This is a genomic window from Streptomyces arenae (assembly GCF_022343545.1).
GTDB classification, from domain to species: Bacteria; Actinomycetota; Actinomycetes; order Streptomycetales; family Streptomycetaceae; genus Streptomyces; species Streptomyces humi.
This window is the reverse complement of record NZ_JAKQYH010000002.1, coordinates 210,282-234,529: the sequence shown is the minus strand read 5'-3', so window position 1 is coordinate 234,529 and position 24,248 is coordinate 210,282. Positions and strand designations below refer to the sequence as shown.

Genomic DNA, 24,248 nt, shown 5'->3' with positions numbered 1-24,248 from the left:
GCGGGGACGGTAGACCGAATGGACGCGACGGCTTCCGGCGACCCCACGGGCTCCGAAGTGATCGCGGGCGCCGGCCCCGTCACCCGTCCGGGCGAGCGGGCCACGGTACGACTGCGCGAGACCGACCCCGAGGAGCCGCCGCGGTACGCGCCCGAGTGGCTGCAACTGCGGGAGAGCGCGGACGCGGCGGCCCGGGCGCACGACCTGCTGGACCCGCTGCGGATCCGGCTGGCCAACCTGCCCGGCAAGGCCGGCGGCATCGTCGTCCACGACCTGGGCTGCGGTACCGGCTCCATGGGCCGCTGGCTGGCGCCCCGGCTGGACGGCGCCCAGCACTGGATCCTGCACGACCGCGACCCCTACCTGCTGCACTTCGCGGCCGTCGCCTCGCCCCGGGCCGCCGCCGACGGCAGCCGGGTGACGGTGGAGACCCGGCGCGGTGACGTCGCCCGGCTCACCCCGGACGCGCTCATAGGCGCCTCGCTGGTGACCGCCTCCGCCCTGCTGGACGTCCTCACCCGGGAGGAGGTCGACACGCTCGCCGAGGCCTGCACCGGGGCGGGCTGCCCCGCCCTGCTCACCCTGTCGGTCGCCGGACGCGTGGACCTCTCCCCGTCCCTTCCGCTGGACGCGGAGATAGCCGAGGCGTTCAACGCCCACCAGCGGCGCGGCGGACTCCTCGGTCCGGACGCGATCACCGCGGCCTGCGAGGCGTTCTCCGACCGGGGCGCCACCGTGAAGGTGCACCCCAGCCCCTGGCGGCTCGGTCCCGCCGAGAAGGCGCTCACCGAGCAGTGGCTGCGCGGCTGGGTCGGCGCGGCCGTCGAGGAGCGCCCCGAACTCGCCGGGCGCGCCGAGGCCTACCTGGCCGAGCGGCTCGCCGCGAACGCGGCCGGTGAACTGCGGGTCGTGCTGCACCACAGTGACCTGCTCGCGCTCGCCCGGCCGGCCGGAGGCACCTCATGACCACCCCGACCCTGGTCCGGGAGAGCGCGCCGGTCGCCGCGGTGGCCGTGCCCCGGCGGCTCGGCCTCCGTGCCGTCCGCGCCCACCTGGGCACCCTCGGCGGGGTCGCCATCCTCGCCGTGCTGCTGTGGCGGCTCGGTACCGGCGTCTTCCTCGACGGACTGCGCCGAATCGACACGCCGACCCTCGTGGCCGGCCTGGTGATCGGTGCGGTCACCACCGTACTGAGCGCCTGGCGCTGGCAGTTGGTGGCCCGCAGCCTCGGCCTGCGGCTGCCGCTCGGACCCGCGGTCGGCGCCTACTACCGGGCGCTGTTCCTCAACGCGGCGCTGCCCGGCGGGGTGCTCGGCGATGTGCACCGGGCGGTGCGGCACGGGCAGAGCGAGGGTGACATCGGGCGCGGGGTCCGCGCGGTCGTCCTCGAACGGGCCGCGGGACAACTCGCGTTGACCGTGTTCGGCGCGGGCGCCCTGCTGATCCTGCCGTCGCCGGTCCGCGCCGACGTGCGCAGCTTCGCCCCGCTGGCGGCCGCCGGCGTGGCAGGCGCGTGCGCGATCGTCGTCGCCCTCCGGATGAACCGGGCGCCCGGCAGGCGGGCCGGCGCCCTGCGCTCGGCCCTCGCCGAGGCCCGCCGCGCCCTGCTGTCCCGGCGCAACGGGCCGGGCGTGGCGCTGTCCTCGGCGGTCATCCTCGCCGGGCACGTCGGGATGTTCGTGGTGTCCGCGCGGGTCGCCGGGTCCGCCGCCCCGGTGGCGATGCTGGTCCCGATCTCCGTGCTCGCCCTGGTCGCCATGGGACTGCCGCTGAACGTCGGCGGCTGGGGGCCCCGGGAGGGCGTCACCGCCTGGGCGTTCGCGGCGGCCGGGCTCGGCGCGGACAGCGGGCTCGCCACCGCCGTCGTGTACGGCGTCCTCAGCTTCGTGGCGGCCCTGCCCGGCCTCGTGGTCCTGATCGTCCGCTGGTCCGCCGGGCTGCGCTACTCCGGGCCCGGGGCGAGCAGTTCGAAAACCGCACCGAAGGAATCGGCGAGGGCCGCGAGGAGTTCCTTCCCCTTTTCCGCCGACCCCAGGGAGGGCCGGCCGATCACACCCGACTCGGTATAGGCGGACATTCCCAAGGTGAGGAGATGACGACGGTCGTCAGCGGTGAAATCGGCGGACTCGTAACCAGGGCGGACCAATTCGGGATGAGCGTGCAGCAGAATGGACGTCTCGATTTCCCCGGCATGCATGTCGGTGAGCGCGGAGGTCTCCACCCCGGCCCGCGTCAGCGCCGTCTCCCAGTCCTCCGCGGCCGGGTACAGCGCCAGTCGCTCGCCCCGCGCGGACGCCTCCTGTACGACGTTGCCCAGCACGTAGTTGCCGCCGTGGCCGTTGACCACGACCAGCGCGTCGACGCCCGAGCGGCGCAGCGAGGCGGCGATGTCGTTCACCACCGCGTGCAGGGTGACCGAGGAGATGCTGACGGTCCCCGGCCAGGCCGCGTGCTCGTGCGAGCAGGAGACGGTCACCGGAGGAAGGAGGTGCACCGGGTACGCGGCGGCGATCTCCCGGGCCACGGCACAGGCGACGAGCGTGTCCGTGGCGAGCGGAAGGTAGGGGCCGTGCTGTTCGAAGCTCCCCACGGGAAGGACGGCGACCTGTGTTGAAACGCCCGCCCCCCTGGTCCGTACCTCTTCCGTAGTGTCCGCCGGCAACAGACCGTGTGCCGCCGTACGCGCGCCCGAACCACTCATCTTTTCACGGCCTTTCGTCTCTGCTTAGGAATCAGATCATGACAGAAAACATCGGCGTACTCGGCACGAAGTCCCCACGGCGTTCGGGCGTGGAACGCGTCGTGAATGCACCGCTGCCCACCGTGTACGGGAAATTCCAGGCGATCGGCTACCTGGACCACGACCGCGGTGACGAGCAAGTGGCCCTGGTCTACGGCGACATCGGCAGCGACCGGGTGCTGACCCGGCTGCACTCGGAATGCCTCACCGGGGACGCGTTCGGCTCCCAGCACTGCGAGTGCGGCGACCAACTGGCCGCCGCGCTGCGCGCGGTCGTCTCCGAGGGCAGCGGAATCGTCGTCTACCTGCGCGGCCACGAGGGCCGCGGCATCGGACTGCTCGCCAAGCTGCGCGCGATGGCCCTGCAGGCGGAGGGCCTGGACACCGTCGAGGCGAACCTCGCGCTCGGCCTGCCCGTGGACGCCCGTGACTACGGGGTCGCCGCCGGCATCCTGCGCGACCTCGGGGTGGACTCGGTCCGCCTGATGTCCAACAACCCGCGCAAGCGCGAGTCCCTGGTACAGCACGGCATAGAGGTCGCCGAGACGGTCCCGCTGCTGATCGAGCCGTGCGAGAACAACATCACGTACCTGCGCACCAAGCGGGAGCGCCTGGACCACGTGCTGCCCCACCTGGACGCGGTCGCGCACTGGTCCTGAGGTACCCGGTGGCCTCCCGGGGAAGGATCGGGGGAGACCGACAGGAGGCACACGCGTGAATCTTCGGGCCCAGGCAGTGATCGTCGGCGGCGGGGTGATGGGCACCAGCATCGCCTACCATCTCGCGAGCGCGGGCGTCCGCGACGTCGTCCTCGTCGAACGCGACGAGCTGGCCGCCGGATCCACCTCGAAGGCCGCGGGCGGAGTGCGCGCCCAGTTCTCCGACGAGCTCAACATCCAGCTGGGCGCGCGGAGCCTGGAGGCCTTCGCCCGCTTCGAGGAGGAGACCGGGCACGACATCGGGCTGCGCCGCGTCGGCTACCTCTTCCTCCTGTCCACCCCCGAGGAGGTCGCCTCCTTCGAGGCGAGTGTGCGGCTCCAGAACCACCTCGGTGTGCCCAGCCGGATGCTCACCCCGAAGGAGGCGGCCCGGCTCTCCCCGCTGATCGACACCGACGGACTGCTGGCCGCCGCCTACTCCCCGGACGACGGCCACTGCACCCCCGAGTCCGTCGTGCACGGCTACGCGGCCGTCGCTCGCGCCCACGGCGTCCGGATCCTGCGCCACACCGAGGTCACCGGCATCGAACGGGACGGGCGCTGGGTCACCGCCGTGCACACCAGCCTCGGCCGGATCGCCACGGAGACGGTGATCTGCGCGGCCGGACCCTGGTCCCGGGCGGTCGGCGCGATGGCCGGCGTCGACTTACCGGTGCAGCCGCTGCGCCGCCAGATCGCGGTCACCGAACCGGTCCCGGGCCTGCCGCCGACGCTCCCGATGACCATCGACTTCACCACCAGCCTGTACTTCCACGCCGAGGGCCCGGGGCTGCTGCTCGGCATGTCCGACCCGGACGAGCGGCCGGGCTTCGCCGTCGACGCCCACGACCGCTGGATCCCCCGCCTCTGCGAGGCGATGCGGCGCCGCGCCCCGGCCCTGCTCGACCTGCGCCGCACCGGCGGCTGGGCGGGACTGTACGAGAACACCCCCGACCACAACGCCCTGATCGGCGAGGCGACTTCGGTCTCCCGCTTCCTGTACGCCACCGGCTTCTCCGGCCACGGCTTCCTCCAGGGCCCGGCGGTGGGCGAGGTGATCCGCGACCTGTACCTGGGCCGGGCGCCCTTCCTTGACGTCCGGCCCCTGAGCGCCGGCCGGTTCGCGGCCGACGCCCCGCGCCCGGAGTCCAACCTCGTGTGAGCGGCGCTCAGTCCAGGATCGACTCGTGGACCAGCCGGCGCAGCTCCGGGAAGACCTTCAGGGTCTTCGGGCGTACCTGGGTGTGGAACTGCACGGTCAGGTCGTGCGCCGGGTCCACCCAGAAGGCGGTGGTCGCGGCCCCGGTCCAGCCGTAGGCGCCGGGGCTGCTCGGCGCGAGCGTACGGGAGGGGTCGATCACGACCGAGACGCCGAGTCCGAAGCCGAGGCCGTCGTTGCCGGGCTCCTGGTGCGGGGGAGCGCCGAAGGACCGCAGGTCGGCGCCGCCGGGCAGGTGGTTGCGGGACAGCAGGGCGACCGAGTCGGGGGAGAGCAGCCGGACGCCCGCCAGCTCACCGCCCCGGCGCAGCATCTCCATGAAACGGTGGTAGTCGTACGCCGTCGCCGCGAGACCGCCACTGCCGGACAGCATGCGGGGGCGGCCCCGCAGCGGCAGCCCGGGGATCGCCTCGATGCCGCCGCCCTCCGTCTCCCCGTACAACTCCGAGAGACGGTCGGCCTGTTCGGGGACGATGTGCAGGCCCGCGTCCGGCATGCCGAGCGGGCGGAAGATCCGGTCCGCGAAGAACTCGTCGAGCGGCCGCCCCGAGACCACCTCGACGACCCGGCTGAGCACGTTGAAGCCGACCGAGTAGTTCCACTGCGTGCCCGGCTCGAACTGGAGGGGCATCCGCGCGTACACGGCCGTCGTCTCGGCGAGGTCCGCGCCCGCGGGCACCGAGAACTCCAGGCCCGCCTCCCGGTACCGGGCGTCCACCGGATGCGAGTGGTAGTAGGCGAACGTCAACCCGGCCGTGTGGGTGAGCAGATGGCGGATCAGGACCGGGCCTCCGGCGGGGCGGGTCACCATGTCCTCGCCCGAACCGCTCACGTACACCCGGGGTTCGGCGAACTCCGGCAGGAAGCGGTCGACCGGATCGTCCAGCGACAGCAGGCCTTCCTCGGCCAGCAGCAGCACCGCGACCGCGGTGACCGGCTTGGTCATGGAGTAGACGCGCCAGATGGTGTCCGGCTCGACCGGCAGTCCGGCCGCGCGGTCGCGGTGGCCGTGGCAGGTGAGGTGGGCGACCCGGCCGCCGCGCGCCACGGCCACCAGGTAGCCGGGCAGGCGCCCTTCGTCGACGTAGTGGGCGAAGTGCTGGTCGAGGCGGTCGAGCGCCTTCACGTCCAGCCCGACCTCACTGGGGTCGACTTCCTGTCGCAGCTGTGCCATCGCTCTCCTCCGGTCGTGTCGTCCGCGGTGCGGTCCGACCTCGGACCTCATCGTCGCGCAGGAAGCGGGAAACGGTCCCGCCCATCCGCGTGTGGTGTGACGGACGCTATAGAAGAGGCACCGGGCACCGGACGGGCGAGCGCCACGCCGGGCAGCGCCAGGAACGCCAGTACGACTGCCCGGCGGGAATGCCGGACCCGAGCGGCGCGGTTGCAGCGGATATGACCCAGGACACACTTCTGAAGCTGCTCGCCGAAGGCCACGCCGGGGTGCTGGTCACCCTCAAGAGAGACGGCCGCCCCCAGCTGTCCAACGTCAGCCACGCCTACTACCCCGACGAGCGGACCGTGCGCGTCTCGATCACGGACGACCGCGCCAAGACCCGCAACCTGCGCCGCGACCCCCGTGCCTCCTACCACGTCACCAGCCCCGACCGCTGGGCCTACACGGTCGCCGAGGGCACCGCCGAGCTGTCACCGGTCGCCCAGGACCCGTACGACGAGACGGTCGAGGAGCTCATCCGCCTCTACCGTGACGTCCAGGGCGAGCACCCCGACTGGGACGACTACCGCGCCGCGATGGTCCGCGACCGCCGGCTGGTGCTGCGGCTGCGCGTGGAGCGGGCGTACGGCATCCCGCGCGCGTAGGGTCCAGGTTCGCCCGCCCGCCCGCCCGCCCGGACGGACGGCCGGCGCACCCGGCCTAGGGCCGTGGTCCGGGCGCGGGGACCATGGGCCCAGGACGATCGGCCGATGGCCCGGCGATCACCGGGCACCTAGGCTGCCGGGCAGGTAACGGCAGCTCAGGAAGAGGTCACGATGCCCGTCAACGGCCGCAGCCACATCCGCGTCGCCCGGCCCTCCCGGGACCTGGCGGCGGCCGAGCGGTTCTGGGCGCACGGGCTGGGCCTCGGTGTGCTGTGGCGGGCCGAGGGCGGGCCGGAGCCCGGCGAACACGACCTGCTGATGGTGGGCTGGCCGGACGCCGACTGGCACCTGGAGCTGGTGCACGAGCCCGCCCGGCCCGTGGAGCCCCGGCCCACCGAGGAGGACCTGCTGGTCGTCTACGTCGACGGACCGGTGCCCGCGGAACTCGTCGCCCGGCTGGAGGAGCACGGCGGGCGGCGGGTGCCGTCGCCGAACCCCTACTGGAACCAGTGGGGTGTCACGGTGGAGGACCCGGACGGGTACCGGCTCGTGCTCTGCGAGCGGGGCTGGTCGAACGCGTAGCGGCGAACACCCGCCGCCGCTCCCGTCCGGCGCCGGCCTGCTCCCGGGCCCAGCTCTCCAGGCAGTACGTGAACTCGGCGGCCTTGTCGGCCCAGTTGAAGTGGGTGAGCGCCGCCTCGCGGCCGCGCTGGGCCGCGGTGTGCCGCAGGATCGCGTCGGCACCCAGCCGTCGTATCGCCTCCGCCGCCGCCCGCGGATCCCGGTACGGCACGACGATCCCGCAGCCGTGCCGCTCGACCATCTCGGCCGCCAGCGGGGTGGGCGTGGTGATCACGGGGACCCCGTGGGCCATGTACTCGACGACCTTGGTGGGCCGGGAGTGACGGTAGTTGGGGTGGTCGTGGAGCAGGGAGAGGCCGGCCAGCGCGCCGGAGAACAGGGCCAGCGCACGGTCGTTGGGCAGGAAGCCGTGCCAGCGCAGCACCCCGTCCCGGTCGGCCGCGGTGAGCGCGTCCCGGACGTCGGGGTCCGCCGCGCCCGCCACCTCGACCCGCGGGCCGGGGCCCAGGTGCCGGGCCGTCTCGATCAGGTCCAGCGCCCCGCGGGCCCGGGACAGGTGACCGACGTAGACGACCCGTTCGGTGCCCGGCGGTTCGGGCGCCCTGACCGGCGCGGTGGTGAAGTTCGGCACCACCGGGTGGGTGCGGCGGAAGCGCGCCTGATAGGCGTCCTCGGCGAGCAGCAGCCGCAGATGGCGTTCCGCGAGCCGCTCGGCCGCCCGCACCCCGAACCGCAGCGGCGCCCGCAGCGGCCGCGGTATCCAGCGTTTCGTGGTGAGCGCGGCGGCGGTGTCCTCGTGCACGTCCCAGACGACCACCGGAGCCGTCCCGGACCGCCGCCAGCGACGCAGCGTGCCGGGCAGCGCCAGCAGCAGCTCCGGGTCGTGCAGCAGGACCACGTCCGCCTCGTGACCGCGCTGGGCCAGCAGCGCCCGGGCCGCGCCCACCGCGTCCCGGCGGCTGCGGCCCGCCGCCCTCGGCAGGTCGATGCCTTCGAGGTCGGGCCGGGGGAGCACCTCGCGGGCCGCGAACGGGGCCGCGTACACCACGTGGTGCCCGCGGTCCCGCAGCGCGCCGATCTGCCGGTGCAGGATGCGCGCGTCCTCGGGGTGGTGGACGACGGTGACGACGAGTATCCGCATCTGGGCACCTTTCGAATCCACCTACCGGAGCCTTCGACCCCGGTACGTGGCAGGGGAGTTGCTGCACGAATCGGCTTGCGAGGGTGGGTTCGCCCAGGGAGCTACAGCACCTCGACCCCGGGCCGGAAGATCCGCCCCCGGGTGTCGAAGAGCAGCCGGGCCTCGTCGCCGAGGGCCGGGAGGTCGTACGCGGAGTGGTCCTGGAGCAGGATGGTCAGGTCGTGCGAGCGCGCCGCCGCCATGACGTCGGTGACGCGCGGCACGGCCTGCCCGTCCACGAACCAGGCCGGTACGAACGGGTCGTGGAAGGAGAGCTCGGCCTCCCGCTCCCGCAGCAGCCGGGCCACCGGCACCGCCGGCGCCTCCCGCTGGTCGGCGACGTCGGGCTTGTAGGTGACGCCGAGGAGCAGCACCCGGGAGCCGTGCAGGGCGCGGCCCTCGTGGTTGAGCAGGTCCTGGGCGCGCCGGACGACGTACTCCGGCATGTGGGCGTTGATCTCCCGGGCGAGTTCCACGAACCGGAACTCGTAGCCGATCGAACGCACCTTGTACGAAAGGTAGTTTGGGTCGATCGGGATGCAGTGGCCACCCACCCCGGCGCTGGGCCTGAAGGGCTGGAAGCCGAAGGGCTTGGTACCGGCGCAACGGATCGCGTCCCACACGTCGACCCGCAACTCACGGCACAGGATGGCAAGTTCGTTGACCAGGGCGATGTTGACGTGCCGGTAGGTGTTCTCCAGGAGCTTGGCCATCTCGGCCTCGCGGGTGCCCTTCGCCTGCACGACGGTGTCGACGAGCTTGCCGTAGAAGGCCGCGGCCCGGGCGGCGCACGCCGGGGTGCAGCCGCCGACCACCTTCGGTGTCTCGCGCAGCCCGTGCGTGGTGTTGCCCGGGTCGATGCGCTCCGGGGAGAAGGCCAGCGCGAAGTCCTCGCCGGCCCGCAGTCCGGACTCCTCCAGGAGTGGCTTCACGACCTCCTCGGTGGTGCCGGGATAGGTGGTCGACTCCAGGACGACCAGCTGTCCGCGGCGCAGCCTGCCCGCCACCGCCCGCACGGCGGACCGCACCGCGCCCAGGTCCGGGCCGCCGTCCTCGCCGAGCGGGGTCGGCACACAGATCACGATCGTCTGCGCCCGGGCCAGACACGCGTCGTCCGTGTACGCGGTGAACCCGGCCTGCCGCATCCGGGCGACGTCGTCGTCCGAGACGTCGTCCACATGGGAATGGCCGGCGTTCAGGCCCTCCACGACCCGGGGGTCGAGGTCGAGCCCGGCTACCCGCAGCCCGACCGCCGAGGCCTCCCGCGCGAGCGGAAGGCCGACGTAGCCGAGTCCGATGACGGCCAGTTCCAAGCCGTCGGTCTGTTCCTGATCCCCGAGCGATTCGCTCAATTCCCCGAGCGGTACGGCCTGTTCGACCTGCATAGGGATTCACTCCGCCCTCGACGGGGGCCTCAGACACTTCCAAGGGCGCGATACGCCTCTCGGGTCGTGGCAGCGACCCTTTTCCAGGTGCGTTCACGCGCTACCAGAGCGCGGGCGGACGCTCCCCATTCATGCCGCCGTTTTCGACTGTAGAGCAATACTTCGAGAGCTTCTGCCCAGGCTTGTGGTGATTCAGCGGGAATCAGCTGCCCGTTCACCTCCGGTTCCACCAGCTCTCGGAGCGCCGTGAGATCACTGGCCGCCACGGGAACACCGCTCGCCATCGCCTCGACCGGCTTGAGCGGGGTGACCAGACGGCAGACCCGTTCGTCGGTGCGCGGTACCGCGAAGACGTCCAGAACGGCGTGGTAGGACCGCACTTCGCGATGCGGCACCCGGCCGGTGAACAGCGCCGTGCCGTCGTCCAGACCCAGCCGTGCGGCCAGCGCCTGGAGCGCCCCCCGCTCCGGTCCCTCGCCCACGATCAGCAGCCGCAGCGGGACCCCCCGGCGGCGCAGTTCGGCACCCGCATGGAGCAATGTGCCGATTCCCTCGTGTGGAGTAAGGCTGCTGACGGTGCCCACCACGTAGTCGTCCGCCGCGATGCCGAGCCGGGCGCGCAGTGCCGCCCCGTCCGGCGGCGGAGCGAGGAAGGCGTCGTCCACCGCGTTGGGCACGATCAGGACCCGCTCCTCGGGCACCCCGCGGGCCACGATCTCGGCCTTCATCGCGGACCCCAGCGTCAGCACCAGATCGGCCGCGCGCATGCAGTACGTCTCCAGGGCGCGCCGGGCCCGGTAGGTCCGGTCGGCCGGGCTCCGTCCGGGCGCCTGGGTCAGCCAGGTCTCCTCCAGGAAACCGCGCACCTCGTAGACCACCGGCAGCCGGTAGGTCTCGCGCAGGGCCAGCGCCACCCGCCCGTTGCCGTGGTCGGTGGCCGCGTGCAGCACGGCCGGCCGCAGCCGCTCCACCAGCCGACCGGCGAGCTCGGCGTTCCGGGCGAGCACCGCCCCCTGCCCGTACGGCAGGACGGGCGGCAGCAGCCGGTGCTGCGGCACCCCGTTCACGATCTGCAACGGGCGGGCGTCCAGGACGCCCTGCGCCACCGGGAACCCGACCCGGGTCACCACGTGCGGATCGAGCCCGGCCGCGCGCTGCGCCTCGGCGAGCGCCTGGGTGCGCACGGTGTAACCGGCGTGCTTGAACGGCAGCCCGTTGGTCACCAGATGGAGCACCCGGCCGGGCACGGCCGGCACCGGCCGCCCCGGTGGCGCCGGCACCCGGGCGGCGGACGGGACGGCGGACGGCCCGGCCGTACCGGCCCGGGCGGCCAGCCGCTCCTCGACCGGTCCGAGACCGCGCCGCACCCGCCCCGGCAGCAGCCGGACACCGAGCAGCGCGGCCCGGGCGGGATCGTGCCGCAACTCGCCCCAGGCGACGGATGCGGCCAAGCTGAGTGCACGGGGGATCCGAAGGACACGGCGCGGCACGTGCGGAGACTGACGTCGGGCCATGCCGCCAAGGTAGGCCGACAGAGCGGAGAACGTACGACATGAACGGCCGCGTACTCCATGTCGTAGGGACCAGACCGAACTTCGTGAAGGCCGCGCCCGTCGTCGCCGCCCTGCGTACGACCGGGCACGGCCAGGTCCTGGTGCACACGGGCCAGCATTACGACGAACGGATGTCGCACGTCTTCTTCCGGGAGCTGGGCCTGCCCGCCCCGGACACCGACCTCGGCGTCGGTTCCGGCAGCCACGCCCGGCAGACCGCCGACCTGCTGGTCGCCCTGGAGGGTGAGCTGCTCGCCCGGGCCCCGGCCCTGGTCGTCGTCTACGGCGACGTGAACTCCACCCTGGCCGCGGCCCTGGCCGCCGCCAAGCTGGGCATCCCGGTCGCCCATGTCGAGGCGGGCCTGCGCAGCTTCGACATGGGGATGCCGGAGGAGGTCAACCGGCGCCTGGTCGACCAGCTCGCCGAGCTGCACCTCGTCACCAGCCCCGAGGCCGTCGGCCACCTCGCCCGTGAGGGCGTCGATCCGGCCCGCGTGCACTTCGTCGGGAACCCGATGATCGACACCCTGCTCACCCATCTGGAGCATTTCGACCCGGCCGCCGCCCGCGCCGCCCACGGACTGCCCGAGCGCTACGGCGTGGTCACCCTGCACCGGCCGGCCAACGTCGACGACCCCGAGGCCGCGGCCGCGGCCGCCCGTGCGCTCACCGAGGCCGCCGGCCACCTGGATCTCGCGGTGCCCCTGCACCCGCGCGGCCGGGCGGCGCTGCGCACGGCGGGCCTGGCCGACGCGCCCGGCATCCGGCTGCTCGAACCGCTCGGCTACGTCGAGTTCATGGGCCTGGTCCGGGGCGCCGCCGCCGTGATCACCGACTCGGGCGGGGTCCAGGAGGAGACCACCGTGCTCGGCGTGCCCTGCCTGACCCTGCGCACCACCACCGAACGCCCGGTCACCGTCACCCACGGCACCAACCGCCTGGTGCGCCCCGGCGAACTGGTACCCGCCCTGCGCAAGGTCCTCGACGGCAGGCCGGTGGCCGGCCCCGAAGGGCCCCCGCTGTGGGACGGCAAGGCCGGCCCCCGGATCGCCCGTGTCCTCACCGAGTGGCTGGAGCGCCATGCCTGACGTCACCCGCACCCAGCACGCCGAGCGTTCCCCGGACCCCGTGGCCGCCTCGCGTCCCTCGGACTCCGTGGCCGCCTCGCGTCCCTCGGACTCCGTGGCCGCCTCGCGTTCCCCGGAGGCCACCCGCACCTACTGGGACGCCCGGCACCGTGAGCGTGACGATCTCGCCTCCGGCGGTCACATCGGCCTGGACCGGCCGGGCAACGAGATCTTCTACGCCGTCCGGCTCGGCCAGCTGCTCACCCTCATCGGCGACCTGTCCAGCCCGGCGTCCCCGCTGTTCGTGCTGGACGCGGGCTGCGGCAAGGGGCACTTCGCCCGCTCGCTGGCCCGCTGCGGCCACCACGTCGACGCCTTCGACACCAGCGAGGAGGCCGTCAACCACGCCCGGGCGGAGGGCGGCGGACCGCGGTACGCCCGCGCCGCCCTCGACGAGTGGCGCAGCCCCTGGCTCTACGACGTGGTGCTGTGCGTGGACGTCCTCTTCCACGTCCTCGACGACGCCGAGTGGCGGGCCGGGCTGCGCAACCTGGCCTCGCTGGTCCGGATCACCGGCCGGCTGGTCGTCACCGACGAGAACACCGAGGTGCCCGTGGCACGCGGCGACTACATCCTGCACCGCCCGATCGCCGCCTACCGCGCGGAACTGGAACCCCTCGGCCTGCGCCACACCCTCTTCCGGCCCTACGGCTTCCGCGAGAACCGGGTCGGCTTCCACGTCTTCACGAGGACCAGCTGATGCGCCTGACCGATCTGCTCCACCCGCATCTGGACGACGTGACCTCGGTCGTCGACGCGACGACCGGCGGCCTGCGTCTGGACCCCTATCTGCACCTGCCGCCCGGCACCACCCCGACCAGGCACGAACAGCCCGTCGGCGAGGGGGAGCTGATGCTCCTCTGCTACGGCCCCGACCCGGACCTGCACGGCGGCGAGGCGGACTGTCTCGCCGCCCTGGAGCGGATGCGGCCCGGTGGCCGCGGCCTGATCGTCTTCGGTCACCCCGGCACCGAACTGCCGTACCACCGGCTGCTGGACGCCCTGGTGACCCATCGCTGCCAGGTCCTGCACGCGGCCGCCCTCGGCTACACGCACCTGCACGCCGGCGCGGTGTTCGTGTGCACCGAGGAACTGCTCCCGCCACACGACTGGTTCGGCCGTCCGCTGCCCGCCGACGGCTTCGCCACCGCCCTGCGGATCGCCGACGAGTACGTCCTCGCCGACTTCGTCTCCCGGTCCCAGCGCGCCCGCCTGATCGACCTGGAGCGGGCCGCGGAGGAGACCGCCCGCGCCCTGGCGAACGCCCGCGAGGACGGCCTCGCCGAACGGCTGGCCGCCGCCCTGCGCGACAAGGACCAGCTGGCCGCCGCCCTGCGCGGGGCCCGGGAGCGGACCGGGGTGCTGGAGGCGCGGGTGAGCATGCTGGAGGGCTCCACCTCGCTGCGGGTGGGCAAGGCCCTGGTGTCGGCGGCCCGCTCACCACGGCGCGGCGCGCCCCGGCTGCCCGGCGAACTGTACGGGCTGTGGCGGCAGCGGAAGGCCAAGGGGCGCCCGGCGCGCGCCGCGAGCACCGCCCCCGCCCCCGAGGCACCGGCGGACGACCGCTTCCACCTCTCGCACCGCGCCCTGTCCGTGGCCCCCCGGGACCGGCTGGTGATCACCGGTGTGCTGACCGACCGCACCGCCGCGGACTTCGCGGCCGACGCCGTGGTCAGCCGGGTGCTGCCGCACGACGGCCGGCTGCTCGTGGAGCGCACCGACCCCGATGTCCTCCTGGTCCAGCTGAGCGCCTGCGCGGCCGAGACCGGCCCCTGGGCGCTCACCGGCACCGGGCTCGCCCCCGACCTGGACCGCTCGCTCGCCGAACTCGTCGGCCGGGCACGGGGGCTGGGCCGGGCGGCGGTGCTGTGGCGGGACGGCCCGGCCTCGGCCGCCCCGGGCCTGGCGCAGCTGCCCTGGGACGGCGTCCTGGACGGCGACACCGGGACGGCGCTGCGCCGGCTCGACCCGGTCACCGACGGCCGGGACCGGCTCCGCGAGGTCTTCCAGCAGGACAGCACCCGGGTACGGCTGGCCCGGCTCGCCGCGCTCACCGGCGCCCCCGACCCGCTCGCCGAACGCCGGGTCGCGATCCTCGCCGCACCCCGGGACGCCACCGACGTGGCCCGGCTCGTCGCCCAGACCCTCGGCCAGCTGCACCGGCCGGCCGAGGTGGTCGTCGCCGACCCGGCGGGCCTCGAACTCGGCGAACTCACCGCCGCCTCGGTCACCGTCCACGCCGGGCCGCCCACCGCACCCTGGGTCGCCGACTGGACCGACCTGACCGAGGACCGCCCCGACACCCTGCTGCTGGACCTGCTCTGCGCCCAGGAGTTCTCCGGCGCCGACGCGGTGGGCCACGACCCGGCCGCCGACGACTACGCCTTCGTACCGACGCTGCGCCCGCTGCTCGTGCGCCGCTCGCTGCTCGACGCCGGTACCCCGCCGGACGCCTGGTCGCGCGCCGGGCACCGGTTGTTCGCCGTGCGTGGAAAGGAACCGTCATGACCCGCACCCTCAGGGCGCTCGTCTACGGCGACGTGGACCTCAACCTCATCGACGGCTCCGCCGTCTGGGCCCAGTCGACGGTCCAGGCGCTGTCCCGGGCGGGCTGCCGGACCCGCCTCGTCCTCAAGGCCCCGGTGGAGACCGGCCGGCTGACCGACCCGCTGGCCGGGCTGCCCGGCGTCACCGTGGTCCGGCCCTACGAGGAGCGCCTGGTCCCCGGCCAGGGCGCGCACCCCCTCTCCCCTCACCAGGCCTCGCGGTTGCTGGCCCGCCTCGACGCGGGGGAGCCGTGCGACCTGCTGGTGCTGCGCGGACGCCGGCTGGTCAAGCAGATCGTCGCCGACGGCGCCTTCGACGGCCGGATCTGGGCCTACCTCACCGACATCCCGCAGTCCCCGGCCGAGATGACCGAGGAGGCCCGCGCCGACCTCGTCCGGATCGCCGAAGCCTCCCGTCAACTGCTGTGCCAGACAGAGGAGTTGCGCTGCTTCCTGGAGGCCTGGGTGCCGGAGGCCTGCGGCCGGGCGGTGCTCAGCCCGCCCGCCGTACCCGAGCCCGGCCTCGCGGTGCCGGACCGGGACGGCCCGCACACGCCCGTACGCCTCGTCTACACCGGCAAGTTCGCGCCCCGCTGGAACACCCTGCCCATGACCCGGCTGCCCGCGCTGCTCGCCGAACGCGGTGTCCGGGCCGAACTGCACACCGTGGGCGACAAGATCCACCAGGATGCCGCCCACCCCGGCTTCGACACCGCCATGGCCGAGGCGCTGCGCACCACCCCCGAGGTCGTCCACCACGGCGGGGTACCGCGCGAGGAGGCCATGCGCATCGCCGCCGACTGCGACCTCGGCCTCGGCTGGCGCGACTCCTCCCTCGACGCCAGCCTGGAACTCTCCACCAAGGTCCTGGAGTTCGGCTCCCTCGGGCTGCCCGTCGTACTCAACCGCACGCCCGCCCACGAGGCCCTGCTCGGCGCCGACTACCCGCTGTTCGTGCCGGGCGCCGCCACCCTCACGGACGCCGCGGACGCCGTCCGCACCGCCGTCCAGGACGCGGGAGCCCGGCGGCTCGCCGCCGACCGGTGCACGCGGGCCGCCCGGCAGTACACCATGGAGGCCGCCGCGACCCGCTGGCGCGGCCACCTCGACCGCGCCTTCCCCGCCGCGCCCGCCGCCGTCACCGGCCGAGGGCGCCCGCTGCGGGTCGGGGTCGCGGGCCACGACCTGAAGTTCCTCACCCGGCTCCTCGACCACCTCCGGGCGCTGCCCGGCCTCGACGTCCGGGTGGACGCCTGGCCCGCGCTGGCCCGGCACGACCCGGCCGAGAGCCGCCGGCTCGCCGAGTGGGCCGACGTGGTGGTGGTCGAGTGGTGCGGCCCGGCGGCCGTCTGGTACAGCCGCCACAAGCGGCGCGGCAGCCGGCTGATCGTGCGGCTGCACCGCTTCGAACTCGACGCCGGCTACCCGCAGCAGGTCGACATCGACGCCGTCGACCGGGTGGTGTGCGTCAGCCCCCACTACGCCCGCGCCACCCGGGAGCGCACCGGCTGGCCCGCCTCGAAGATCGTCACGATCGGCAACTGGGTGGACGTCGACCAACTGGACCGGCCCAAGGCGCCCGGCGCCCGCCACCGCCTCGGCATGATCGGCATCGCGCCCAGCCGCAAGCGCCTCGACCTCGGCCTCGACGTCCTCGAAGCGCTGCGCGCCCACGACCGGCGCTGGCACCTCTCGGTCAAGTCCAAGCCGCCGTGGGAGTACTGGTGGATCTGGAACAAGCCCGAGGAACGCGCGCACTACGACGCGGTCCTGCGCCGTATCCAGACCTCGCCGCTGCTCGAAGGGGCCGTCGTCTTCGACCGGTTCGGACCCGACGTGCCGGGCTGGCTGCGCCGCGTCGGGCATGTGCTGTCCACCAGCGACGACGAGAGCTTCCACCTCGCCCCGGCCGAGGGCATGGCCTCCGGCGCCGTACCCGCGCTGCTGCCGTGGCCGGGCGCGGACGAGATCTACGACCGGCGGTGGATCCACCAGGACCCGCAGGCGATGGCCGCGGCCGTCGCCGCCCTTTCCGAACAGGAGGACTGGCAGGACGCCGGGGAGGTGGCACGCGGCCAGGTGCGGGAGGGGTTCTCGCTGGAACGGGTGGCGAAGGACTGGACGGAGCTGCTGGTGTCCGGCTGACACGGAGGCTCCCCCGCGGCCGCCGAGGGCCCGGGGGAGCCGCCGCCGGAACTCAGGCCGACACCCTCTCCGGTCGGACCGCCGCCGACTCCGGCCCCTCGCCGAGCAGTTCGGTCGGCACCCGGTGCGTCTCCCGGGCCGTCAGCGCGGCGATCACCGGAGGCACGCACAGTGCCGCCGTGAACAGGGCGACCGACGACCAGTCGTCGCCGTCCGGACCCGCGATCCGGGCCGCGAAGGTCACCGCGAACCCGGCCACCGCGAACCCGATCTGGGTGCCGATCGCCATGCCCGACAGCCGTACCCGGGTCGAGAACATCTCGCCGTAGAAGGACGGCCAGACGCCGTTCGCCGCGCTGTAGACGACGCCGAAGGCCACGATCCCGAGGAGCATGACCAGCGGGTAGGAGCCGGTGGAGATCGCCCACAGGTAGCCGAACATGGCCACCGCGCTGCCCACCGCGCCGATCAGGTAGACCGGCCGCCGGCCGATCCGGTCCGACAGCGTCGCCCACGCCGGGATCGCGCCCAGCGCCACCAGGTTCGCCAGGGCACCCACCCACAGCATCGACGTCCTGGACATGCCCACCGCGTCGCCCGTCGCGTACGCCAGCGCCCACACCGTGAAGATGGTGCTCACCGACGCGATCAGCGCGCCCCCGATCACCCGCAGCACGTCCGCCCAGTGGTGGCGCAGCAGCGTCACCAGCGGCAGTCGTTCGACGCCCTCGGCGGCCGCCTGGCGCGCGAAGGCCGGGGTCTCCTCCAGTTTGCGCCGGATCACCCAGCCCACCACGGCCACCACCACACTCGCCCAGAACGGCACCCGCCAGCCCCAGGACAGCAACTGGTCGTCGGGCAGCTGTGCGACCGGGATGAAGACGAGGGTGGCGATCAGCTGACCGCCCTGGGTGCCGCTGAGGGTGAAGCTGGTGAAGAAGCCGCGCCGGTCCGGCGGCGCGTGCTCCAGACTCATCGAACTGGCGCTGGCCTGCTCACCGGCGGCCGAGACGCCCTGGAGCACCCGGCACAGCACCAGCAGCACCGGGGCGAGGGACCCGACCTGGGCGCGGCTCGGCAGACAGCCGATGAGGAACGTCGACAGACCCATCAGGACCAGCGTGAAGACCATGATCTTCTTACGGCCGATCCGGTCCCCGAAGTGCCCGAGGAACAGCGCGCCGACCGGCCGGGCCGCGTACGCCACCCCGAACGTGGCCAGCGACAGCAGGGTCGCGTCGGCCGGGTCCGACTCGTCGAAGAAGACCTTCGGGAAGATCAGCGCGGCCGCGCTGCCGTAGATGAAGAAGTCGTAGTACTCCAGGGCGCTGCCGATCCAGGCGGCCAGCGCGGCCTTCCTCGGCTGGCCGCCGGGCGGTACGGCGGTGGCGGCGGGCGGGGCGGGGACGGACACGGCGGTGCTCCTTCGGGGAACTCCAACGTAGGCGGAGTGAGCGGCGGGGGAGAAGGCCGGTTCCCAGGGATGACGGGTTCGGCGGGCCAGGGGGTCGGTGCTAATTAACCCACTGGGTAGTTAGTCGTGATGGGTACGGATGTTGCGCCCGCGTTTCCCCGCTGTCAAGAGGTGGCGCCGGATCCCGGGCCCCGGCGGTCAGCCCGCCGCGCGCTCCGCCGTGAGGTAGGCGATCACCATGTCGCCGAGCATGGCGCGGTAGTGCTCGCGCTGCGCCGGGTCCACCAGGTCGCGGCCGAACAGGGCGCCGAAGGTGGCCCGGTTCGCCACCCGGAAGAAGCAGAACGAGCTGATCATCGCGTGCAGGTCGACGGCGTCGACGTCCGCGGTGAACAGCCCGGACTCCTGGCCCGCGGCGAGGATCCGGCGGATCACCTCCAGGGCGGGGGAGCCGATCCTGCCCAGCTTCTCGGAGGCCGCGATGTGCTCGGCGCCGTGGATGTTCTCGATGCTGACCAGGCGGATGAAGTCGGGGTGCTGCTCGTGGTGGTCGAAGGTCAGCTCCGCGAGCCGGCGGATCGCCGCGACCGGGTCCAGATGCTCCACGTCGAGCTGCTGCTCGGCCTCCCGGATCACGCCGTACGCGCGCTCCAGGACCGCCGTGAACAGCTGCTCCTTGCCGCCGAAGTAGTAGTAGATCATCCGCTTCGTGGTGCGGGTGCGGGCCGCGATCTCGTCCACGCGGGCACCGTCGTAGCCGGCCCGGGCGAACTCCTGGGTGGCCACGTCGAGGATCTCGGCCCGGGTGCGGGCGGCGTCACGGATCCGCCCGTTGGTGGATGCCGGTTCGTCGACGCTGGTCATCGGGTTCCTATCGGGTGCCGTCGGAAGGGGTGGCCGGTGCGGAGATTCTAGAAGCCGCGCCGTGGTCGTCTCCCGAAGGGTCTTCCCCTGTCGTGGCCTCCGGTGTTATAGCTAACGTACTGGTTCGTACATTAGCTATGCCGCTCAGGAGGGCCACGTGGCCAAGGACTCGTATCTCGTCGGACTGATCGGCGCCGGCATCGGCCCGTCCCTCAGCCCGGCCCTGCACGAGCGCGAGGCAGGCCGGCAGGGGCTGCGGTACCTGTACCGGCTGATCGACATCGACGTGCTCGGCGTGCCGCCGGAGGCCGTGGGTGACCTGGTCCGGGCGGCACGTGACCTGGGCTTCGACGGGCTGAACATCACGCATCCGTGCAAACAGCTGGTCATCGAGCACCTGGACGCGCTGACCCCGCAGGCCGAGGCGCTCGGCGCGGTCAACACGGTGGTGTTCGAGGCCGACGGCAGGGCGGTCGGCCACAACACCGACGTGACCGGGTTCGCGGCGTCGTTCGCGCGGGGGCTGCGGGACGCTCCGCTGGAGCGGGTCGTGCAGCTCGGCGCCGGGGGCGCCGGGGCCGCCGTCGCGCATGCCACGCTCACGCTGGGGGCCGAGCGGGTCACCGTCGTGGACGCGCTGGCCGACCGGGCCGTCGATCTCGCGGGGGCCCTGAACCGGTACTTCGGTGCCGGGCGTGCGGTCGCCGCGGGGCCGGAGCGGTTGCCGGAGCTCCTCGCGGGGGCCGACGGGCTGGTGCACGCGACGCCGACCGGGATGGCCGCGCATCCGGGGCTGCCGTTGCCCGCGGGGTCGCTGCGGCCCGGGCTGTGGGTGGCCGAGGTGGTGTACCGGCCACTGGAGACGGAACTGGTGCGGACCGCACGGGAGTTGGGGTGCGCCGTACTGGACGGGGGTGGGATGGCCGTGTTCCAGGCCGCGGACGCGTTTCGCTTGTTCACGGGCAGGGAGGCGGACGCCTCGCGGATGCTGGCCGACATCGGGGAACTGGCGGAGTCGGCGGAGAGGTCGGCGGGGCAGGTCGTGTGACGGGTGCGGGTTCGTGGTGCGGTACACGTCAGGAGAAGGGTCATGCGTACTTCTATTGCCACCGTCTCACTCAGTGGGTCGCTCACCGAGAAGCTGACCGCCGCCTCCCGGGCCGGGTTCGACGGAGTGGAGATCTTCGAGAACGATCTGCTGGCCAGTCCGCTCTCGCCCCGGGAGATACGGGCGCGGTGCGCGGATCTCGGGCTGACCGTCGACCTCTACCAGCCCATGCGGGACATCGAGGCCGTGCCGGAGGACGAGTTCGGCCGGAACCTGCGCCGCGCCCGGCACAAGTTCGAGCTGATGCGGGAGCTGGGCGCCGACACCGTCCTCGTCTGTTCCTCCGTCTCCCCGTCGGCCGTCGACGACGACGCGCTGGCCGCCCGGCAGCTGTCCGAACTGGCCTCGCTCGCCGCCGACTTCGGTGTCCGCGTCGCCTACGAGGCGCTGGCCTGGGGGCGGCACGTCAGTACGTACGACCATGCCTGGCGGATCGTCGAGGCAGCCGGGCATCCCGCGCTCGGGACCTGTCTCGACAGCTTCCACATCCTCTCCCGGGGGTCCGACCCGAAGGGCATCGAAGACATCCCCGGCGAGAAGATCTTCTTCCTCCAGCTGGCCGACGCCCCGCTGCTCGCCATGGACGTGCTCCAGTGGAGCCGCCACTATCGCTGCTTCCCGGGCCAGGGCGGGTTCGACGTGGCCGGGCTCGTGCGCCATGTGCTGCGGACCGGGTACGACGGACCGCTCTCCCTCGAGGTGTTCAACGACGTCTTCCGGCAGGCCGAGGCCGGGCCGACCGCCGTCGACGCGCGGCGTTCCCTGCTGGTGCTCCAGGAAGCCGTCGGCGTGGGGGAGTTGCCCGCGCCGGTCGTGCCGACGGGAGTCGCGTTCGCCGAACTGGTGACCCCGGACGCGGAACCCGTCTCGGCGCTGCTCGGCGCCCTCGGCTTCGCCCGGACCGCGCGTCACCGGAGCAAGCCCGTCGACCTGTGGGAGCTGGGCGAGGCGCGGATCCTGGTCAACACCGGGCCCGCAGCCCGGCGTGACGGCACCGGGCTCGCCGCGATCGGCCTGGAGTCACCGGACCCACGGGCTGCCGCCCGCCGCGCCGAGGCGCTGCTCGCCCCCGTACTGCCCCGCCACCGGGCCCCCGAGGACGTCCCCCTGGACGCGGTCGCGGCACCCGACGGCACGGAACTGTTCTTCTGCGCCACCGGACGCGCCCCCGAACTCCCCGACTGGCGGGCAGACTTCGCCGCCGTGCCGCACGAACCGGCGCCGTCCCCGGCCCGCATCGACCACCTGGCCCTGGTCCAGCCCTGGCACCAGTACGACGAGGCGGCCCTCTTCCACCGTGCCGTCCTCGGCCTGCACGCCCAGGACAGCGTCGATGTCGCCGACCCCTACGGGCTGCTGCGCTCCCGCGCCGTCACCGACGCCTACGGCCACGTCCGGATCGCCCTCGGGGTGGGCGCGGCCCCGGCCGACGACACCCTGCACGCCCAGCACATCGCCCTCGCCGTCGACGACGTGGTGGCCGCCGCCCGTGCCTTCCGGGCGGCCGGCGGCGCGCTGCTGCCCATTCCGGGCAACTACCACGACGACCTGGCCGCCCGGTACGAGTTCCCCGACGGGGAGTTGGAGACGTACCGGGAACTCGGCATCCTCTACGACCGGGACCCGGGCGGGGCCTTCCGGCACTGCTACACCCGGACCGTCGGACGGGTCTTCTTCGAACTGGTCGAACGTGACCCCGGATACCGCGGGTACGGCGCGCAGAACGCGCCGGTGCGGCTCGCGGCCCAGCACGCCGGACGGCCGGCTCGCTGAGACACGGGCGGGATTCAGGGTTCTTACAGCTTCCATGACCGATTCTCACGAACATCCCGAAAGTTCCTTGACGTTCCGGACGTGACGTTCGCCGGGATCCGGTCGTCCTACAGGCCGTAACGGTCCAGGGCCCTCTCGAAGCCCTGGACACCGGAGTCCTGGAGGCCGTCCGCGATGCCGAGCCCTGTCAGCGCCGAGCCGCTCGTCCACGTCGAGGGGGCGCCGCCTCCGCCGACCGGGACGCGGAGCCGAACCCGGCGCTACGAGCGTCCGATCCTCGCCGGCATCGCCACCGTCGCCGCGCTGCTCTTCTTCTGGGGCATCTGGCACAGCGCGTACCACTCCTTCTACGCGAGCGCCGTCCGCAGCATGACCGACAACCCGGTGGCCTTCTTCTACGGCTCCTTCGACCCCGGCGACTCCATCACCCTGGACAAGCTGCCCGGCTTCCTGTGGCCGCAGGCCCTGTCGGCGCTGGTCCTCGGCTTCCACCCGTGGTCCCTGGTGGTCCCGCAGGCCCTGGAGGGCGTGGCCTCGGTGGTCCTGCTGCACGTGGTGGTACGACGCTGGGCCGGCGTGCCCGCCGGACTGCTGGCCGCCGCCTTCCTCACCCTCACCCCGGTGACCGTGGGCCTCGGCCGCTCGGTCACCGAGGACGCGCCGTTCGTCCTGCTGTTGCTGCTGGCCGCCGAGGCCACCCAGCGGGCCACCGCCCACGCCCGGTCGCGCACCCTGGTCCTGGCCGGCGTCTGGGTCGGGGTGGCCTTCCAGTGCAAGATGCTGGAGGCCTGGGCGGTGCTGCCCGCGCTGACCGTGACCTACCTGGTTTCCGCGCCGACCACCCTGCGCCGCCGGCTCCGGGACCTCGCGGCGGCCGGGGCGGTCATGCTGACGGTGTCGCTGTCCTGGATGCTGGCCGCCGGTCTCACCCCGGCCGCCGCCCGCCCCTACCTGGACGGCACGACCGACAACTCGCCGGTCGCCCTGGTCGTCGGCTACAACTTCCTGACCCGCTTCCAGGCGCTGGGTGTCGACGCGGCCGGCACCGGGAGCATCGTCGCCGACCGGGCGCACAGCCGGGCGTCGGCGGGGATGGGGGACAGTGTCTGGAAGATGTTCAGCCCCGGACTCGCCAGTCAGACCGGCTGGCTGTACCCGCTGGCTGCGCTGGGCCTGGCCGCCGGGGTCTACGGGCTGTGGCGCCGCCGCCCGCCGCGCACCGACCCCTTCCTCGCCGGCCTCCTGCTGTGGGGCGGCTGGCTGGTGACGTTCTTCCTGGTCTTCAGCCTCGGCAGCGTGACCGGGCACACCTACTACATGGGCGTGGTGGCGGTCGGCCTGTCGGCCCTGGCGGCGGTGGCCGTGACCCGGGTGCGGCGCCGTGGCGTGCTGTGCGCGGTCCTGGCCGTGAACGTCGGCTGGTGCGCGGCCCTGACCCTGTACTACCCGGGCTTCTTCACCTGGTCGGTCGTGGTCGCCGTGGTCCTGGCCCTGCCGGCGCTGGCCCTGTTCGCCGTCGGCGGGTCGCGTCCGCGTCGGACCGCGCTGGCCGTCGCGCTCGTCGCGGTCCTGGTCGTCCCCGCCGTCTGGTCCGCGTCCGCGATGTCCCTGCGCTACAACCAGCCCGGCGGTTTCGGCCGGATCGGCCCCGGCAGCATCGCCACCCGCAACGGCGCCTCCGCGCTGAACCCGGCCCAGCGGCGGGTCCTCGCCTACCTCACCGCCCACCGCGACGGCGCCCGTTACCTGGCCGCGGTGCCCCGCTGGCAGATGGCGGCGCCGTACATCCTCTCGGACAACGCCGCCATCCTCCCGATCGGCGGCTTCACCGCCCATGTGCCGTACCCCGCGCCCAGCGCCTTCCACCGCCTCGTCGACACCGGCCGGCTCCGCTACGTCCTGCTCTCCGCCGCCGACCTGACGCCCCGCGCCCGGGGGGTGAAGACCCCCGGCCGGGCACTGGTCCGGTGGGCCCTCGGACACTGCACGCCGGTCCACGTCTCCCACTACGTCCTGTACCGCTGCGGGCCCGCCGCCCGGAAGGCAGGCTGAGCAGCCGGAGGGCCCCCGGACCAGGCACGGTCCGGGGGCCC

General features: G+C 73.5%; 19 protein-coding genes and 1 pseudogene. 13 read left to right on the top strand and 7 right to left on the bottom strand.

Annotation, left to right across the window (positions count from 1 at the left end):
* Positions 1-18 precede the first annotated feature (18 nt).
* Complete coding sequence (locus MB828_RS01070) at positions 19-966, top strand: SAM-dependent methyltransferase (protein ID WP_301646516.1); 948 nt, start codon at positions 19-21, stop codon at positions 964-966.
* Positions 963-1,892 (top strand): annotated as a pseudogene (locus tag MB828_RS01065) (lysylphosphatidylglycerol synthase transmembrane domain-containing protein); the annotation flags it as partial. The gene MB828_RS01070 and the pseudogene MB828_RS01065, both read left to right, overlap by 4 nt.
* Before the next feature lie 50 nt (positions 1,893-1,942).
* Here MB828_RS01065 and MB828_RS01060 read toward each other — a convergent pair.
* The gene (locus MB828_RS01060) at positions 1,943-2,701 is read right to left on the bottom strand and encodes a creatininase family protein (protein ID WP_133028450.1); all 759 of its coding nucleotides are present in this window, start codon (positions 2,699-2,701) and stop codon (positions 1,943-1,945) included.
* A gap of 38 nt (positions 2,702-2,739) precedes the next feature.
* Between MB828_RS01060 and ribA the strand changes: the two genes are divergently transcribed.
* Together ribA and MB828_RS01050 are read left to right on the top strand one after the other, a co-directional pair.
* Positions 2,740-3,399, top strand: a complete 660-nt coding sequence (gene ribA, locus MB828_RS01055) for a GTP cyclohydrolase II (protein WP_133028451.1) — start codon at positions 2,740-2,742, stop codon at positions 3,397-3,399.
* Between the two features lie 55 nt (positions 3,400-3,454).
* Positions 3,455-4,600, top strand: coding sequence for an NAD(P)/FAD-dependent oxidoreductase (locus MB828_RS01050; RefSeq protein WP_301646515.1), 1,146 nt, complete (start codon positions 3,455-3,457; stop codon positions 4,598-4,600).
* Between the two features lie 7 nt (positions 4,601-4,607).
* Here MB828_RS01050 and MB828_RS01045 read toward each other — a convergent pair whose 3' ends face one another.
* The gene (locus MB828_RS01045; protein WP_133028453.1) at positions 4,608-5,831 is read right to left on the bottom strand and encodes a serine hydrolase domain-containing protein; all 1,224 of its coding nucleotides are present in this window, start codon (positions 5,829-5,831) and stop codon (positions 4,608-4,610) included.
* A gap of 221 nt (positions 5,832-6,052) precedes the next feature.
* On the opposite strand from MB828_RS01045, the gene MB828_RS01040 reads away from it, so the two are divergent.
* Both MB828_RS01040 and MB828_RS01035 read left to right on the top strand, forming a co-directional pair.
* Complete coding sequence (locus tag MB828_RS01040; protein ID WP_133028454.1) at positions 6,053-6,478, top strand: PPOX class F420-dependent oxidoreductase; 426 nt, start codon at positions 6,053-6,055, stop codon at positions 6,476-6,478.
* 171 nt (positions 6,479-6,649) lie between these two features.
* Positions 6,650-7,060: a VOC family protein gene (locus MB828_RS01035; protein ID WP_133028455.1), complete on the top strand. Its 411-nt coding sequence runs from the start codon at positions 6,650-6,652 to the stop codon at positions 7,058-7,060.
* Here the strand turns inward: MB828_RS01035 and MB828_RS01030 are convergent.
* From MB828_RS01030 to MB828_RS01020, 3 genes are all read right to left on the bottom strand, one after another.
* Positions 6,996-8,201: a glycosyltransferase gene (locus tag MB828_RS01030; protein ID WP_301646514.1), complete on the bottom strand. Its 1,206-nt coding sequence runs from the start codon at positions 8,199-8,201 to the stop codon at positions 6,996-6,998. The two genes, MB828_RS01035 and MB828_RS01030, sit on opposite strands and share 65 nt — an antisense overlap.
* Positions 8,202-8,302: 101 nt before the next feature.
* Complete coding sequence (locus MB828_RS01025; protein ID WP_133028457.1) at positions 8,303-9,625, bottom strand: nucleotide sugar dehydrogenase; 1,323 nt, start codon at positions 9,623-9,625, stop codon at positions 8,303-8,305.
* A gap of 29 nt (positions 9,626-9,654) precedes the next feature.
* Entirely contained in the window at positions 9,655-11,076 is a 1,422-nt protein-coding gene (locus MB828_RS01020; RefSeq protein WP_301646513.1) for a glycosyltransferase family 4 protein, read from the bottom strand.
* A 101-nt stretch (positions 11,077-11,177) separates the two neighbouring features.
* On the opposite strand from MB828_RS01020, the gene wecB reads away from it, so the two are divergent.
* From wecB to MB828_RS01000, 4 genes are read left to right on the top strand one after another with little or no spacing between them, the layout of a single operon-like run.
* Positions 11,178-12,266 carry a non-hydrolyzing UDP-N-acetylglucosamine 2-epimerase gene (gene wecB, locus MB828_RS01015; protein ID WP_301646512.1) on the top strand — a complete coding sequence of 363 codons (1,089 nt, stop codon included), beginning with the start codon at positions 11,178-11,180 and terminating at the stop codon, positions 12,264-12,266.
* Positions 12,259-13,005: a class I SAM-dependent methyltransferase gene (locus MB828_RS01010; protein WP_301646511.1), complete on the top strand. Its 747-nt coding sequence runs from the start codon at positions 12,259-12,261 to the stop codon at positions 13,003-13,005. Before wecB ends, MB828_RS01010 begins: the two co-directional genes overlap by 8 nt.
* Positions 13,005-14,813, top strand: a complete 1,809-nt coding sequence (locus MB828_RS01005) for a hypothetical protein (RefSeq protein ID WP_301646510.1) — start codon at positions 13,005-13,007, stop codon at positions 14,811-14,813. The genes MB828_RS01010 and MB828_RS01005 overlap by 1 nt, the downstream gene beginning before the upstream one ends.
* A complete protein-coding gene (locus MB828_RS01000; RefSeq protein WP_301646509.1) occupies positions 14,810-16,996 on the top strand; it encodes a glycosyltransferase family 1 protein in 2,187 nt (728 codons plus the stop codon). Before MB828_RS01005 ends, MB828_RS01000 begins: the two co-directional genes overlap by 4 nt.
* 52 nt (positions 16,997-17,048) lie before the next feature.
* Here the strand turns inward: MB828_RS01000 and MB828_RS00995 are convergent, their stop codons facing one another.
* Positions 17,049-18,410 (bottom strand): MFS transporter, encoded by a 1,362-nt coding sequence (locus tag MB828_RS00995; protein ID WP_301646508.1) that lies wholly within the window; start codon positions 18,408-18,410, stop codon positions 17,049-17,051.
* 198 nt (positions 18,411-18,608) lie between these two features.
* Positions 18,609-19,274: a TetR/AcrR family transcriptional regulator gene (locus tag MB828_RS00990; RefSeq protein WP_301646507.1), complete on the bottom strand. Its 666-nt coding sequence runs from the start codon at positions 19,272-19,274 to the stop codon at positions 18,609-18,611.
* 157 nt (positions 19,275-19,431) lie between these two features.
* Between MB828_RS00990 and MB828_RS00985 the strand changes: the two genes are divergently transcribed.
* The 3 genes from MB828_RS00985 (at position 19,432) to MB828_RS00975 (ending at position 24,207) form a co-directional block, all read left to right on the top strand.
* Positions 19,432-20,322 (top strand): shikimate dehydrogenase, encoded by an 891-nt coding sequence (locus MB828_RS00985; RefSeq protein WP_301646506.1) that lies wholly within the window; start codon positions 19,432-19,434, stop codon positions 20,320-20,322.
* Positions 20,323-20,364: 42 nt separating this feature from the next.
* A complete protein-coding gene (locus tag MB828_RS00980; RefSeq protein WP_301646505.1) occupies positions 20,365-22,155 on the top strand; it encodes a bifunctional sugar phosphate isomerase/epimerase/4-hydroxyphenylpyruvate dioxygenase family protein in 1,791 nt (596 codons plus the stop codon).
* Between the two features lie 174 nt (positions 22,156-22,329).
* Complete coding sequence (locus tag MB828_RS00975; RefSeq protein ID WP_301646504.1) at positions 22,330-24,207, top strand: ArnT family glycosyltransferase; 1,878 nt, start codon at positions 22,330-22,332, stop codon at positions 24,205-24,207.
* Positions 24,208-24,248: the final 41 nt, after the last annotated feature.